The following is a 12742-nucleotide window of genomic DNA, read 5'->3' on the forward strand; positions in this document are numbered from 1 at the left end:
CTCCGATGCGATGCGACCTCCCCCGCAAGCGGGAGAGGTTGCAGCGAACCGCGTGGTCACCACGATGTCACGCGCGCAGCGCGCCGCCGGTCTTCTTGGTCACCTCGGCCACGATCCTGGCCGCCACCGCGTCGATCTCCTGGTCCGTCAGCGTCTTTTCGCGCGGCTGCATCGTCACGGCGATGGCGACGGACTTCTTGCCGGGGTCGATGCCCTTGCCTTCGTAGACGTCGAACACGGTGACCTCGGTGATCAGCTTTTTGTCGACGCCCTGCGCGGCGCGCACGATGTCGCCGGCCTTCACAGTGCCATCGACGATAAAGGCGAAGTCGCGCGACACGGGCTGGAACGCGGAGAGTTCGAGCAAAGGCTTGGCGCGGGTCGGCTTCTTCCTGGCGTCGGGTATCCGGTCGAGGATCACCTCGAAGCCGATCAGCGGGCCGTCGGCGCCGAGCCGCTCCAGCGTGCGCGGGTGCAACTCGCCGAAGTAACCCAGCACGTTCTGCGGCCCGATCTGGATGGTGCCGGAACGCCCCGGGTGCAGCCAGCCGGCGCCGCCCGGCACGATTTGCAGCGCCGGCATCGGCGCCCCGGCGGCCGCCAGCACCGCGAACGCATCGGCCTTGGCGTCAAGCGCGTCCGCGATCGCCGCGCCGGACCAGTGCCGGCCGATGCCTTGCGAGGACGCAAAGCCGCGCCGCACGCCCGATGCCGCGACGAACTGGTCCTCGGGCCTGTCGCCCCTGAACACCTGGCCGACTTCGAACAGCGCGACATCGGAGGTGCCGCGGTTGGCGTTGGCCTGTACGGCGGCGACGAGGCCCGGCAGCAGGCTCGGCCGCATGTCCGACAGGTCGGCGGCAATCGGGTTGGCGAGCGCGAGTTCGGCCTGTCCGCCGCCGAACAGTTCGGCATGGGGCTTTGCGATGAACGACCACGTCACCGCCTCGACCATGCCGCGCGCCGCCAGCGCGCGCTTGGCGCGGCGGGTGCGGGTCTGGATCATGGTCAGCACCGGCTTGCGGGCGTCGTCGCCGCGTTCGAACGGCGTCATCGGCACCCTGTCGAGGCCGATGATACGCACGATCTCCTCGACGATATCGGCCTTGCCGTGGACGTCGCTGCGCCAGGAGGGGACGGCGACTTTCACCACCGGGCCGCTGCCCGCCAGCATGAAACCGAGATGGCCGAGGATACGCCGGGTTTCCGGAAACGGCACCTCGATTCCGGCCAGTCGCTTGACCTCATGCAGCGGAAAATCGATCACGCGGTCGTCGCCGAAAGCGTTGCCGACGACGACATTCTCCGACGGCGTGCCGCCGCACATCTCCATCACCAGCCTGGTCGCAAGTTCGAGCCCCGGCACCATGAAGGCCGGATCGACGCCGCGCTCGAAGCGGTAGCGCGCGTCGGAATTGATGCCGAGCCGGCGGCCGGTCTGGGCGATGTTGATCTCGTTCCACAGCGCCGATTCGATCAGGACGTCGGTGGTGCCGGCGCCACAGCCGGAGGCCTCGCCGCCCATGATGCCGGCAAGCGATTCGACGCCGTGGTCGTCCGCGATCACGCAGATGCCGGGATCGAGCGTGTAGCTGCGGCCGTCGAGCGCCTTGAGGGTCTCGCCGTTCTTCGCGCGACGCACGGTTAGGTTTCCCTTCACCTTGCTGGCGTCGAACACATGCAGCGGCCGGGCGCGGTCGTAGGTCATGAAATTGGTGATGTCGACCAGCGCGTTGATCGGCCGCAGGCCGATCGAGGTCAGGCGCTTCTGCAGCCATTCCGGCGACGGGCCGTTCCTGACGCCGCGCACCAGCCGCAGCGCAAAGCCCGGGCAGAGCGCCGGGTCTTCCACCGTGACCTTCACCGGGCAGGGAAATTCGCCATTGATCGGCTTGATCGCGGGATCCCTGAACTTGCCCATGTCGGCGGCGGCAAGATCGCGCGCGATGCCGTGGACACCGGTGCAGTCCTGCCGGTTCGGCGTCAGGTTGATCTCGATCACGGGATCGCCAAGGCCGGCCCATTGTGCGTAGCCATGGCCGACCGGCGCATCCGCCGGCAATTCCATGATGCCGTCATGGTCGTCGGAAATCTGCAACTCGGCCGCCGAGCACAGCATGCCGCGGCTTTCGACGCCTCTGATGGTGCCGATTCCGAGCGTGATGTTCTTGCCGGGAATGAAGGTGCCGGGCGGGGAGAACACGCTGACGAGGCCGGCGCGGGCGTTCGGCGCGCCGCACACCACCTGCACCGGCGCCGCGCCGTTGCCGGTATCGACCATGCAGACGCGCAGGCGGTCGGCATTCGGATGCGGCTCGGCCGAGATCACCCGCGCGATCGAGAACGGCGAAAGCTGCTTCGCCTTGTCCTCGATGCTCTCGACCTCGAGCCCGATCATGGTGAGCTTGTCGGCGAGCGCCTGCAGCGGCTCGTCGGTATCGAGATGTTCCTTCAGCCAGGAGAGCGTGAATTTCATGATCGCTGCTTCTCTTCCCCCCTCTCCCGCTTGCGGGGGAGGGCCGGGGTGGGGGCTTTCTCCGCGACGGCGGAGGCAATTGTTTCGACGACGCCAGCGCGATTGGTCATCACGTCCTGATTGCTGAAGCGAAGGACCTTGAAGCCTTGCGCCTCGATGACCGCCGATCGCGTGGCGTCTCTTTTCTCGGCTCGGTCGGAAAAATGCTGCCCGCCGTCGAGTTCGACCACGAGCTTCGCCGCATGACACACGAAATCGGCGATGAAGTTCTGGATGGGGACCTGGCGCCGGAAGCTGGCGCCGTTTAGCCGATGATCCCGCAGAGCGGCCCAGAGCAGCCGTTCAGCGTCGGTAGAGTTTTTTCGGAGTGCGCGCGCGTTCGAGCGGAGTTTGGAGGACACTCTCCAGCTTGGAGGGTTTTCATCAACCATTGAAACCTCCGATGCTGAGACACCCCCACCCCAACCCTCCCCCGCAAGCGGGAGAGGGAGTCTGACCGACGGCTGGACTGAGAGGTTCGTATCCGTTTCACAAAAGCTATTTACCGCAATGAAAGTCCGTTCCCTCTCCCGATTGCGGGGGAGGGTTAGGCTGGGGGCTCTCTCCGCGAGGGAAGTTTCGACGAGGCTCACGTGCTCAACCCCCCCGCCAGCGTCGGGATGTCCAGCGGCTTGAAGCCGTAATGGTTGAGCCAGCGCACGTCGCTGTCGAACAGCTGGCGCAGGTCGGACATGCCGTATTTCAGCATCGCGATGCGGTCGATGCCCATGCCCCAGGCAAAGCCCTGGTAGACGTCGGGATCGATGCCACAGGCGCGCAGCACGTTCGGATGCACCATGCCGCAGCCGAGAATTTCCAGCCAGTCCTCGCCCTCGCCGAAACGAATCTCGCCGTTGCCGCGGCGGCACTGGATATCGACCTCGAGCGAGGGTTCGGTGAACGGGAAGAACGATGGCCGGAATCGCATGTTGATGTGGTCGACCTCGAAGAACGCCTTGCAGAACTCGTGCAGGATCCATTTGAGGTGGCCGAGATGCGAGCCCTTGTCGATGACGAGGCCCTCGACCTGGTGGAACTGCGGCGTGTGCGTCGCATCCGAATCGATGCGGTAGGTGCGCCCGGGGCAGACCACGCGGATCGGCGGCTTCTGGCCGAGCATGGTGCGGACCTGCACCGGCGAGGTGTGGGTGCGCAACAGCATGCGCGAGCCGTCTTGCTTCGGGTTGAAGAAGAAGGTGTCGTGCATCTCCCGCGCCGGATGGCCCTCGGGAAAGTTCAGTTTGGTGAAGTTGTAATCGTCGGTCTCGATATCAGGGCCTTCGGCGATCGAAAATCCCATGTCGGCGAAAATGACATTGACCTCTTCGAAGACCTGGCTGAGGGGATGGATGCGGCCCTGTTCGGCAGGGCTTTCACGCAAGGGCAGCGTGACGTCGATGGTCTCTGATGCAAGTCGGGCGTCGAGCGCCGCCGACTTCAGGACGTCGCGGCGGGCCGCCAGCGCCTGCGTGACCTTGTCCTTGGCAAGGTTGATCGCCGCGCCGTGCGTCTTGCGCTCCTCCGGCGACATCTTGCCGAGGGTGGCGAGCAGCGCGGAGATCGAACCTTTCTTGCCCAGCGCTGCGACGCGCACGGCTTCAAGCGCGGCTTCGTCGCCGGCGGCGGCGATATCGCCAAGGATGCGGGATTCGAGTTGGGCAAGGTCGGTCATGGCGAGGGGTGCCTTTTTTGGCGACGCGCTCGCAGTCCAACCGGGACCGTCATCATCCGCGAAGGCGGATGATCCAGTAACCCCCGGGGTCAAGATGTCGATCGGTGGTTACTGGATGCCCCGCTTGCGCGGGGCATGACACCGGGAATTGCAAGACGCCGCGGCGGTTTGCGGATCAGGCCGCCAGCGCGGCCTTGGCCTTCTCGGCGATCGCCTGGAACGCCGCCGGCTCGGTGATGGCGAGATCCGACAGCACCTTGCGGTCGACCGTGATGCCCGACTTCGAGAGGCCGTTGATGAAGACGCTGTAGGTCATGCCGAACGGCCGCACCGCGGCGTTGAGGCGCTGGATCCAGAGCGCGCGGAAGGTGCGCTTCTTGCGCTTGCGGTCGCGGAAGGCGTACTGCCCGGCCTTCTCGACCGCGGCCTTGGCGGCGCGGATCGTATTCTTGCGGCGGCCGCGGAAACCCTTGGCGGCCTTGTAGACTTTCTTGTGCTTGGCGTGAGAGGTCACACCGCGTTTGACGCGAGACATGACTGTGATCCTTGAGTCTGAAATCGGTGACGGAACGCCGCGCGTGCGCGGCCGGCGTAAGCGTGGATGCGAGCGCGATCAGGCGTTCGGCAAGAAGAATTTCTTGACGTTGTCGCCGTCGGTCTTGAACAGCACGCGGGTGCCGCGGAGCTGACGAATCTGCTTCTTGGTCCGCTTGATCATGCCGTGGCGCTTGCCGCGCTGGGCGTGCATCACCTTGCCGGTGGCAGTCACCTTGAAGCGCTTTTTGGCGCCTGACTTGGTCTTCAGCTTGGGCATTTGGCTCTCCTGTGGCCGCAGAAAAAAGCGCCCAAAGGGGCGCATTTGCGGCTTGAATGCTCGTTAGAGCGTTGAAAGTGCTCAGGTTATTTCGAAAACGAAACAGCCCGCACGGACATCGACACGGCAGCCCTTGATCAGCCGGGCGATGAAGGATGGGCTTATGGCAGAGCAAGCCGGAATTGGCAACGACGAACCGCGTCCGCCAAAGCGGCGAACCGATGGGCCGGCTCTGCCGGACCGGCCCGTTACCCCAGCAAAAAAGAAAGCGGCCCGCCGGTGATCCGAACGGGCCGCCTGGTCCGATCCGCCAATTCAGACTCAGCGCGGCGCCAGCACCATGACGACCTGGCGGCCCTCGAACCGGGCGTCCTGCTCGACCTTGGCAAATTCGGCCACGTCGGCCTTGACCTTGTCCAAGAGCTTGGTGCCGATCTCCTGGTGCGCCATCTCGCGGCCACGGTAGCGCAAGGTGATCTTGACCTTGTCGCCCTCCTCGAAGAACCGCTGCATCGCCCGCATCTTCACGTCGTAATCGTGATCGTCGATCATCGGCCGCAGCTTGATCTCCTTGATCTCGACGACCTTCTGTTTCTTGCGGGCCTCGGCGGCCTTTTTCTGCGCGGAATACTTGAACTTCCCGTAGTCCATGATCTTGCAAACGGGAGGATTGTTGTTCGGCGAAATCTCGACAAGATCCATGCCCGCTTCAAGGGCCATCTTGACGGCCAGCACGGTCTCGACCGTGCCATGGTTGGTGCCGTTCTGATCGATCAGCTGGATCTGCGCGTTGCGGATTTCATCATTGGTGCGCGGCCCGTCTTTGGTTGCGGCGGGCGGGGCTCTGTTGGGACGGCGAATGGGTAGCTCTCCAAAGTTGTGAAGGAAGACTGCATTTTGAAGCAAGACGCGGTGCGGAGCAAGCGAACTCGTTATCTGCGCCGGAAAACCGTCAAATGCGAGGCATTTCGACCGAGCTCGACAAATATAACGCGGCCGGCGGGACCATTTGGCCCTGCTTGACCAGACCGGCGCGCTCGCGGACAACGCCGACTGGCGAGGGTACCGAATCAATGACCAATTCAGCCGCAATCGACCGTGAACCGGGCTTTATCGAGGTGGGAGAGGGCGCCGGTCGCCGCCGGATCGCCGTGCGCGCCCGCGCAGGCGGCGGACCGGGGCTGTTCTGGCTTGGCGGTTTCAATTCCGACATGAAAGGCACCAAGGCGCTGGCGCTCGATGGCTGGGCCGCCGAACAGGGCCGTGCCTGTATCAGGTTCGACTATTCCGGCCATGGCGAGTCCGGCGGGGCCTTCATCGACGGCACCATCGGGCGCTGGCTGGAAGAGAGCGTGGCGGTGTTCGAGCAGTTCTGCCGCGGGCCGCAGGTGGTTATCGGCTCGTCGATGGGCGGCTGGATGGCGCTGCTGCTGGCGCGCGCCATTGCCGGCCGCAACGCGGCAGATGCGACGCTGGCCGGGCTGGTGCTGATCGCGCCGGCGCCCGACTTCACCGAGCAGTTGATGTGGAACGGGTTCTCCGACGAGGTTCGCGAGCAGATCCGGAGCGAGGGCGTCTGGATGCGGCCGTCGGAATATGGCGACGGCGCGCCCTATCCGATCACCCGCGCGCTGATCGAGGAGGGCCGCAACCATCTGCTGCTCGGCAGCGCCATCAACGTCGGGTGTCCAGTTCGCATCCTGCAGGGCGCGCAGGACCCCGATGTGCCCTGGCAGCACGCCTTTGCGCTGGCGCACCGGTTGCCGGCCGAGGACGTGGTGCTGACCATGATCCAGGACGGCGACCATCGCCTGTCGCGGCCGCAGGACATAGCCCGGATGCTGGCGGCGGTGGCGGAGATCGGGTGAGTTTTTCTCGTCTTCCTTCTCCCCTTGTGGGAGAAGGTGCCTTCGCGAAGGCGAAGGCGGATGAGGGGTCTCTATCCGTGGAGGCAGACCCCTCACCCGTCTCGAATGAGCTACGCTCATTCGATCCACCCTCTCCCACAAGGGGAGAGGGGGAAGAAAAAGCGAGAGGGAGGCACCGCCATGAACCCGTCAACGATGCTGCGCGCCTTCTGCGACGCCGTCGAGCAACACAACGGCAAGGCGTTTGCGGACCTGTTCACCGAGGACGGCGTCTATCATGACGTGTTCTACGGCCCGTTTGCCGGCCGGACGAAAATCGCCGCCATGATCGACGACTGGTTCTACCGCACCGCCACCGATTTTCGCTGGGACATGCACGAGCCGGTCAGCGACGGCCGCACCCTCTATGCGCGATACACGTTCAGCTATCGCTCGACGCTGCCGGAGGCCGAAGGTGCGCGCGCCATGTTTGAAGGCGTCGCGATCATGAAGCTGCGCGAGGGCAGAATCTCAGAATATCACGAGGTCGCCAACACCGCGCCGGCCTTCGTCGATATCAGGTTCGCGCCCGAGCGCATTGCGAAAATCGTTGCCAGGCAGGGCGCGGCGCTGAAGGCGCGGCCGGAGATGAAGCGGCATCTGGCGGAGTGAACGCTCTCCTCCGTCATTCCGGGGCGATGCAAAGCATCGAACCCGGAATCTCGAGATTCCGGGTTCATCGCTGGCGCGATGCCCCGGAATGACGGATCGGCCTTACGGCGGCGGCACGTCGGTCATCGGCTTGCGCTGCGCCAGCGCCGCCACCGTGGACGTCCCGATCGGCCCCTTCTCGTCATAAAGCCAGCACTCGCCGATCGCGATGCCGTCGGTGGCGTGATGGTTGACGACGTCGAAGCCGACCCATGGCGTCACCGGCAGCCGGTGCAGATAGAGCGTGACATCGCTGTTGATGTAACCTAGCCCCTGGTCGCCGGCATTGGCGAACGGGCTGGCGAAATCCGCGCCTGTCGCGACATGGACGAACGGCGACATCGGCACGCCTCCGACCAGCTCGCGCACCTCGCTCATCCACAGCCGCCGCGGCCCGAGCGAGCCCATCTGGCCCACGATCGGCCGGGTGGTCCATTTTCCGTTCATGCCAAGCCGGGGATCGGTCGGCCTGGGAATGTCCGCGGGCTTCGGCGCGTCCCAGTTCGGCGGCGACCAGACATGGCCCGGCGCGTTTTCCGTCTTGCGCAACAACTGGCAGGAAGCCCGCGCCATGGCGGTGCCGCCGGAGACGAACTCGGCTTCCACCACCTTGATGCGCTTGCCGTCGCGGACGAGCTGGCTCCTGACCTTGATCGGCGTCGTGATGTTCGGCAGGCGGAACATGTCGACGGTCAGCCGCGCCGGCACGAAATCGTCGGAGCCGTGGCGCTGCTCGATCGCGAAAGCGAGCAGGCCGACGACGACGCGGCCGTGCAGCGAGTTGGGGTCCCACGGCCCGTTCGCGACCTCGGTGGGCATGAAGGTGTCGCTGGCCCGGTCATGGGTGAAGAAAGGCTGGTTCTTTGTCATGGCGTGCGACCATGCCGGATTTCGTACTCCCTGTCATCGTCCGCGAATGCGGACAATCCAGTACGCCGTGACATCTTGGGTTATCCGGGATGCCTCGGCGTACTGGATGCCCCGCTTTCGCGGGGCATGACGACGGATGTTTGTCGCCACTCCGCGCGGACATCTTCATCCGTCTCGCCGGCCACCGCCTTCGCCGCCAGCACCTCGAACCTCTTTCGATCGGCCAGTTGCGACAGCGCCCATACCGCCGCGCCGCGCACCAGCGGGCTTGCATCATCGAGCAGGCGTTCGGCCTCCGGCGCCAGCGAAGCATCCTCGGCGTTGCCGATCGCGATCAGCACGTTGCGGACGAAGCGGTCGCGGCCGATGCGCTTGACCGGCGATTTCGCAAACAGCGCGCGAAAAGCAGCGTCGTCGAGCCGCGCCAGGTCCGCCAGCGCAGGCGCGCGCAATTCCGCGCGTGCGGCCAGCTTGGCCTCGCGGCCCTGCTGCGCGAACTTGTTCCACGGGCACACCGCAAGGCAATCGTCGCAGCCATAGATGCGGTTGCCGATCGCCTTGCGGAATTCGCGCGGGATCGGGCCCTTGTTCTCGATCGTCAGGTAGGAAATGCAGCGGCGCGCGTCGAGCCGGTAGGGCGCGGGGAACGCCGCGGTCGGGCAGATCTCCTGGCAGGCGTTGCAGGAGCCGCAATGATCGTGTTCGGGCGCGTCGGGCGGCAGCTCGGCCGCGCTGAAGATCGCGCCGAGAAACAGCCAGGAGCCGAACTCGCGTGAGACCAGGTTGGTATGCTTGCCCTGCCAGCCGAGCCCCGCCGCCTGCGCCAGCGGCTTTTCCATCACCGCGGCGGTATCGACGAACACTTTCACCTCTGCGCCCGAGGCCGCGGCGAGCCAGCGTCCCAGCGCCTTCAGGCGCTTCTTGACCACATCGTGATAGTCGTCGCCCTGGGCGTAGGCGGAGATCGCGCCGCAGCCGCGCTTCGCCAGCAGCGCCAGCGGATCCTCATCGGGGCCGTAGTTGACGCCGAGCATGATGATCGCGCGCACGCCGGGCCACAGCACGCGCGGATCGGTGCGGCGCTCGGGATGGGCGGCGAGCCAGTCCATGTCGCCGTGGCCGCCGGCCTCGAGGAAGTCGCGAAAATGTCTTCCGGCCTCGCCGATCGCATCCGGCGCGGTGACGCCGACGCCATCGAAGCCGAGCGCCCGTGCTTGCCGGACAAGCGCGGCCTTCAGATCGGCGGGCGGGCGATCGGGGTTCAGAAGTCGAGGTCCACATAGGTCCGCGACGCCGGCACGCCGGCCAGCCATTCGCTCAGCAGCGGCCGGAACGACGGGCGGGATTTCACCCGCGCGTACCACGCCTTTGCCGCGTCGTCCTCGCTCCATGGCACGTCGCCCAGATAATCGATCGCCGAAAGATGCGCCGCGGCGGCGAGGTCCGCGTAGGTCAGCCGGTCGCCGGCGAGAAAATTCCGCGTCTGCGCCAGCCAGCCGATATAGGCCAGATGATAGCGCACATTGACCTTGGCGGCGCGAATCACGTCGGTCGAAGGCGAGCCGCCGCCGTTCTCCTCGCGCATGAAGCGCTTGTAGATGCGCTCGGTCACCAGCGGATTGGATGCCTCCTCGAAAAACTTTTCGTTGAACCACGCCATCAGCCGGCGAACCTCGATGCGCTCGGCCATCGACTCCGGCAGCAGCCGTCGCTCGCCGGCCAGCAGGCCGTGGGTCTCGTCAAGATATTCGGCGATGATGCCGGCGCCGGGGATCGGTGGAAAGTCTCCGGCGATCAATACCGGCGTGGTGGCGGCGGGATTGAGCGCGAGAAACCCCTCGCGCCGTTCCCAGGCCCGCTCTTCCACCAGGCGTGGCTCGAGGCCGTTCTCGCCGAGGATCAGGCGGATGAAGCGCGAATGTGGACAGAAAGGATGATGATACAGCGTGTACATGAAGTCCCTGGCAAATTCCGCGACGTCTGCGGAACCTTCAGGCCCTCACGCCGCGCCATGCGATTCGGACACTAGAGCCTTTTCCGCTGCGATGGAATTGCAACCGGGCGCGGACCTCCCGGGCCGGGCGGCCCGTGAAAGCCGCCTGTGTCTGGAGCCTTTTTGCGATTGCGGCATTGGGACGAATAGGCGAGAAGGTCGCGCCTTTCCTAGCCATAATGGGCCAGATCATGATGTCGGACGCAGTCAAGGCGGTGATTCTCGGGGTCATCGAGGGCATCACCGAATTTCTGCCGGTGTCCTCCACCGGACATTTGCTCTTGGCGCAACGCTTCTTCGGCCTTGGCGAGGGGGCGTTCTGGCAGAGCTTCATCATCCTGATTCAGCTCGGCGGAATCCTGGCGATCGTCGCGCTTTATTTTCTCAAACTGTGGCGCGTCGCCCTCGGCATGTTCTCCAATCCGGACGACCGGCGATTCGTGATCGGCGTGCTGGTGGCGTTTCTGCCCTCGGTCGTCATCGGATTGATCTTCGGGAAATACATCAAGGCGGTTCTGTTCGATCCCTTTGTGGTGTGCTTCACGCTGATCGCGGGCGGCGCGGTCCTGTTGTGGGTCGATCAGCTCAACCTCAAGCCGCGCGAGGACGACGCCACCCGCTATCCATTGCCGATGTATCTGTGGATCGGCATTGCGCAATGCGTCGCGATGATTCCCGGCGTGTCGCGTTCCGGCGCCAGCATCGTCGCCGCGATGCTGCTCGGCGCCGACAAGCGCTCGGCGGCGGAGTTTTCCTTCTTTCTCGCCATCCCCACCATGGTCGGCGCCTTCGCCTACGACTTCTACAAGAACCGCGAGGAGATGACGGTCGATCATATTGGCGTGGTCGCGATCGGATTCGTGGTTTCGTTCATCACGGCGGTGATCGTGGTCAAGACGTTCCTGACCTATGTCACCCGCCACGGCTTCACGTTCTTTGCCTGGTGGCGCGTCGCGCTTGGCACCGTCGGCCTGATCGCGCTGGCGCTCGGCAAATAACCTTACACGCCCTTGCGCTGGAACTGCCCGGAGGCGCGGAAGCGCCAGAGGTATTGCGGGGCAATCGCCTCGATCGAATCCGGCGCGATGCCGAGGCCCTCGAGCGTGAGGTCGGCGGCCTTCGCCGCGTCAGACACCACATTGTCGGTTTGCAGCAACATCACCTGGTCCGGCGTCAGTTTCAGCGCGCCCGGCGCAAACTGCAACAGCAGCGCCTGCAGCTTCGCCAGCCCGAACGGCAGCGAGACCAGCATGCGCTTGCGGTCGGTGATCGCGAGGATGATCTCGATGATCTCGCGCATGGTCAGCACTTCCGGCCCGCCGAGCTCGTAGGTCGCGCCGGGCCTGGTCTTGCCGTCAACGGCGTCGGCGACCGCGGTGGCGACGTCGCCGACATAGACCGGCTGCAGCCGCGTCACGCCGCCGCCGATCAGCGGGAGCACCGGCGACATCCGCGCCAGCGCGGCGAAGCGGTTGGTGAACTGGTCCTCGGGGCCGAACACCACCGACGGCCGCATGATCGTGGCCGACGGCACCGCGGCCAGCACCGCCTTTTCGCCGGCCGCCTTGGACCGGGCGTAATGGGCTGGCGAATTCGCGTCGGCGCCGATCGCCGAGACATGGACCATGCGCGCGCCGGCGGCGCCGGCGGCCCTGGCGATCGTTTCGGCGCCGGCGGCCTGCACCGCGTCAAAGGATTGCGCGCCGCCCTCGGTCAGGATGCCGATCAGGTTGACGGCGACGGAGGCGCCGCGCATCGCGGCCTCGACCGAGGCCGGATAGCGCACATTGGCCTGCACGGCGTGGATCTGGCCGACCTTGCCCTGCGGCTGCAGGTGCCCGGCCAGTTCCGGCCGCCGCACCGCCACCCGCACCCGGTAATCGCGTTTGGCCAGCGCCCGGACCACGTTTCGTCCCAGAAAGCCGGAACCGCCGAAAACCGTGACCAGCGTTTCCTGGTTCGAGGCCAAAGGGGATGTCATGGCGCGCGTTCCTGCCGTCAAATTCGAGCGATGGGGGTGATACCGGACCGATTCGCGATACGCCAGCGCCGCCCCGCTGTACAGCCCGTTTGCGGCCGGGCCCGTCAATTTGACAAGCGCGTGACCGATCCTTACTAACCCGCCCGGGCCCAGGTGGTGGAATTGGTAGACGCGCTGGCTTCAGGTGCCAGTGGCTTAACGGCCGTGAAGGTTCGAGTCCTTTCCTGGGCACCACCTCACTTCTAGAAATAGGGTTTTTCCAAGAAGTTAAGTCCCCTCAGTGTGTTGCCTTGGCACGTACTGTGTAACAATGGGAACATTGCTGTATAGGATTGTTCG

13 protein-coding genes and 1 tRNA gene are annotated in these 12742 nt (G+C 65.3%); 4 read left to right on the forward strand and 10 right to left on the reverse strand.

Going from position 1 to position 12742, the window contains the following annotated elements; all coding sequences use genetic code 11:
* Window positions 1-67: 67 nt before the first annotated feature.
* The 6 genes from pheT to infC all read right to left on the reverse strand — a co-directional run bounded on the left by pheT (window position 68) and on the right by infC (window position 5862).
* Window positions 68-2476 (reverse strand): phenylalanine--tRNA ligase subunit beta, encoded by a 2409-nt coding sequence (pheT, locus tag Q0D31_RS07025; RefSeq protein ID WP_291847473.1) that lies wholly within the window; start codon window positions 2474-2476, stop codon window positions 68-70.
* Window positions 2473-2907: a DUF559 domain-containing protein gene (locus Q0D31_RS07030; RefSeq protein WP_291847474.1), complete on the reverse strand. Its 435-nt coding sequence runs from the start codon at window positions 2905-2907 to the stop codon at window positions 2473-2475. Before Q0D31_RS07030 ends, pheT begins: the two co-directional genes overlap by 4 nt.
* Window positions 2908-3104: 197 nt before the next feature.
* On the reverse strand, window positions 3105-4187 hold the full coding sequence (pheS, locus tag Q0D31_RS07035; protein ID WP_291847476.1) for a phenylalanine--tRNA ligase subunit alpha: 1083 nt from the start codon (window positions 4185-4187) through the stop codon (window positions 3105-3107).
* 175 nt (window positions 4188-4362) lie between these two features.
* Window positions 4363-4722 (reverse strand): 50S ribosomal protein L20, encoded by a 360-nt coding sequence (gene rplT, locus Q0D31_RS07040; protein ID WP_291847478.1) that lies wholly within the window; start codon window positions 4720-4722, stop codon window positions 4363-4365.
* Window positions 4723-4800: 78 nt separating this feature from the next.
* The gene (rpmI, locus tag Q0D31_RS07045; protein ID WP_291710215.1) at window positions 4801-5001 is read right to left on the reverse strand and encodes a 50S ribosomal protein L35; all 201 of its coding nucleotides are present in this window, start codon (window positions 4999-5001) and stop codon (window positions 4801-4803) included.
* Window positions 5002-5322: 321 nt separating this feature from the next.
* Window positions 5323-5862 (reverse strand): translation initiation factor IF-3, encoded by a 540-nt coding sequence (gene infC, locus Q0D31_RS07050; RefSeq protein WP_291848146.1) that lies wholly within the window; start codon window positions 5860-5862, stop codon window positions 5323-5325.
* Window positions 5863-6074: 212 nt separating this feature from the next.
* On the opposite strand from infC, the gene Q0D31_RS07055 reads away from it, so the two are divergent.
* Window positions 6075-6869 (forward strand): alpha/beta hydrolase, encoded by a 795-nt coding sequence (locus tag Q0D31_RS07055; RefSeq protein ID WP_291847480.1) that lies wholly within the window; start codon window positions 6075-6077, stop codon window positions 6867-6869.
* A 180-nt stretch (window positions 6870-7049) separates the two neighbouring features.
* Complete coding sequence (locus tag Q0D31_RS07060) at window positions 7050-7520, forward strand: nuclear transport factor 2 family protein (protein ID WP_291847482.1); 471 nt, start codon at window positions 7050-7052, stop codon at window positions 7518-7520.
* 102 nt (window positions 7521-7622) lie between these two features.
* Here the strand turns inward: Q0D31_RS07060 and Q0D31_RS07065 are convergent, their stop codons facing one another.
* The 3 genes from Q0D31_RS07065 to Q0D31_RS07075 all read right to left on the reverse strand — a co-directional run bounded on the left by Q0D31_RS07065 (window position 7623) and on the right by Q0D31_RS07075 (window position 10383).
* Complete coding sequence (locus Q0D31_RS07065; protein ID WP_291847484.1) at window positions 7623-8429, reverse strand: acyl-CoA thioesterase domain-containing protein; 807 nt, start codon at window positions 8427-8429, stop codon at window positions 7623-7625.
* 80 nt (window positions 8430-8509) lie between these two features.
* The gene (queG, locus tag Q0D31_RS07070; protein ID WP_291847486.1) at window positions 8510-9742 is read right to left on the reverse strand and encodes a tRNA epoxyqueuosine(34) reductase QueG; all 1233 of its coding nucleotides are present in this window, start codon (window positions 9740-9742) and stop codon (window positions 8510-8512) included.
* Window positions 9691-10383 carry a glutathione S-transferase family protein gene (locus Q0D31_RS07075; RefSeq protein ID WP_291847488.1) on the reverse strand — a complete coding sequence of 231 codons (693 nt, stop codon included), beginning with the start codon at window positions 10381-10383 and terminating at the stop codon, window positions 9691-9693. Before Q0D31_RS07075 ends, queG begins: the two co-directional genes overlap by 52 nt.
* Window positions 10384-10613: 230 nt before the next feature.
* On the opposite strand from Q0D31_RS07075, the gene Q0D31_RS07080 reads away from it, so the two are divergent.
* Window positions 10614-11420 (forward strand): undecaprenyl-diphosphate phosphatase, encoded by an 807-nt coding sequence (locus tag Q0D31_RS07080; protein WP_291847490.1) that lies wholly within the window; start codon window positions 10614-10616, stop codon window positions 11418-11420.
* 2 nt (window positions 11421-11422) lie between these two features.
* Here Q0D31_RS07080 and Q0D31_RS07085 read toward each other — a convergent pair whose 3' ends face one another.
* Complete coding sequence (locus Q0D31_RS07085; protein WP_291848149.1) at window positions 11423-12391, reverse strand: complex I NDUFA9 subunit family protein; 969 nt, start codon at window positions 12389-12391, stop codon at window positions 11423-11425.
* Between the two features lie 159 nt (window positions 12392-12550).
* On the opposite strand from Q0D31_RS07085, the gene Q0D31_RS07090 reads away from it, so the two are divergent.
* Window positions 12551-12637 (forward strand) — tRNA-Leu (locus Q0D31_RS07090).
* Window positions 12638-12742: the final 105 nt, after the last annotated feature.

The sequence above is a fragment of the Bradyrhizobium sp. genome (genome assembly GCF_022844465.1).
Taxonomy (GTDB): Bacteria; Pseudomonadota; Alphaproteobacteria; order Rhizobiales; family Xanthobacteraceae; genus Bradyrhizobium.

Excerpts from the sequence above, each read along its gene's own strand:
- pheT (WP_291847473.1), bottom strand. The coding sequence starts at position 2,476 with ATGAAATTCACGCTCTCCTGGCTGAAGGAACATCTCGATACCGACGAG.
- Q0D31_RS07030 (WP_291847474.1), bottom strand. The coding sequence starts at position 2,907 with ATGGTTGATGAAAACCCTCCAAGCTGGAGAGTGTCCTCCAAACTCCGC.
- pheS (WP_291847476.1), bottom strand. The coding sequence starts at position 4,187 with ATGACCGACCTTGCCCAACTCGAATCCCGCATCCTTGGCGATATCGCC.
- rplT (WP_291847478.1), bottom strand. The coding sequence starts at position 4,722 with ATGTCTCGCGTCAAACGCGGTGTGACCTCTCACGCCAAGCACAAGAAA.
- rpmI (WP_291710215.1), bottom strand. The coding sequence starts at position 5,001 with ATGCCCAAGCTGAAGACCAAGTCAGGCGCCAAAAAGCGCTTCAAGGTG.
- Q0D31_RS07055 (WP_291847480.1), top strand. The coding sequence starts at position 6,075 with ATGACCAATTCAGCCGCAATCGACCGTGAACCGGGCTTTATCGAGGTG.
- Q0D31_RS07060 (WP_291847482.1), top strand. The coding sequence starts at position 7,050 with ATGAACCCGTCAACGATGCTGCGCGCCTTCTGCGACGCCGTCGAGCAA.
- Q0D31_RS07065 (WP_291847484.1), bottom strand. The coding sequence starts at position 8,429 with ATGACAAAGAACCAGCCTTTCTTCACCCATGACCGGGCCAGCGACACC.
- queG (WP_291847486.1), bottom strand. The coding sequence starts at position 9,742 with ATGGCTGGCCGGCGTGCCGGCGTCGCGGACCTATGTGGACCTCGACTT.
- Q0D31_RS07075 (WP_291847488.1), bottom strand. The coding sequence starts at position 10,383 with ATGTACACGCTGTATCATCATCCTTTCTGTCCACATTCGCGCTTCATC.
- Q0D31_RS07080 (WP_291847490.1), top strand. The coding sequence starts at position 10,614 with ATGATGTCGGACGCAGTCAAGGCGGTGATTCTCGGGGTCATCGAGGGC.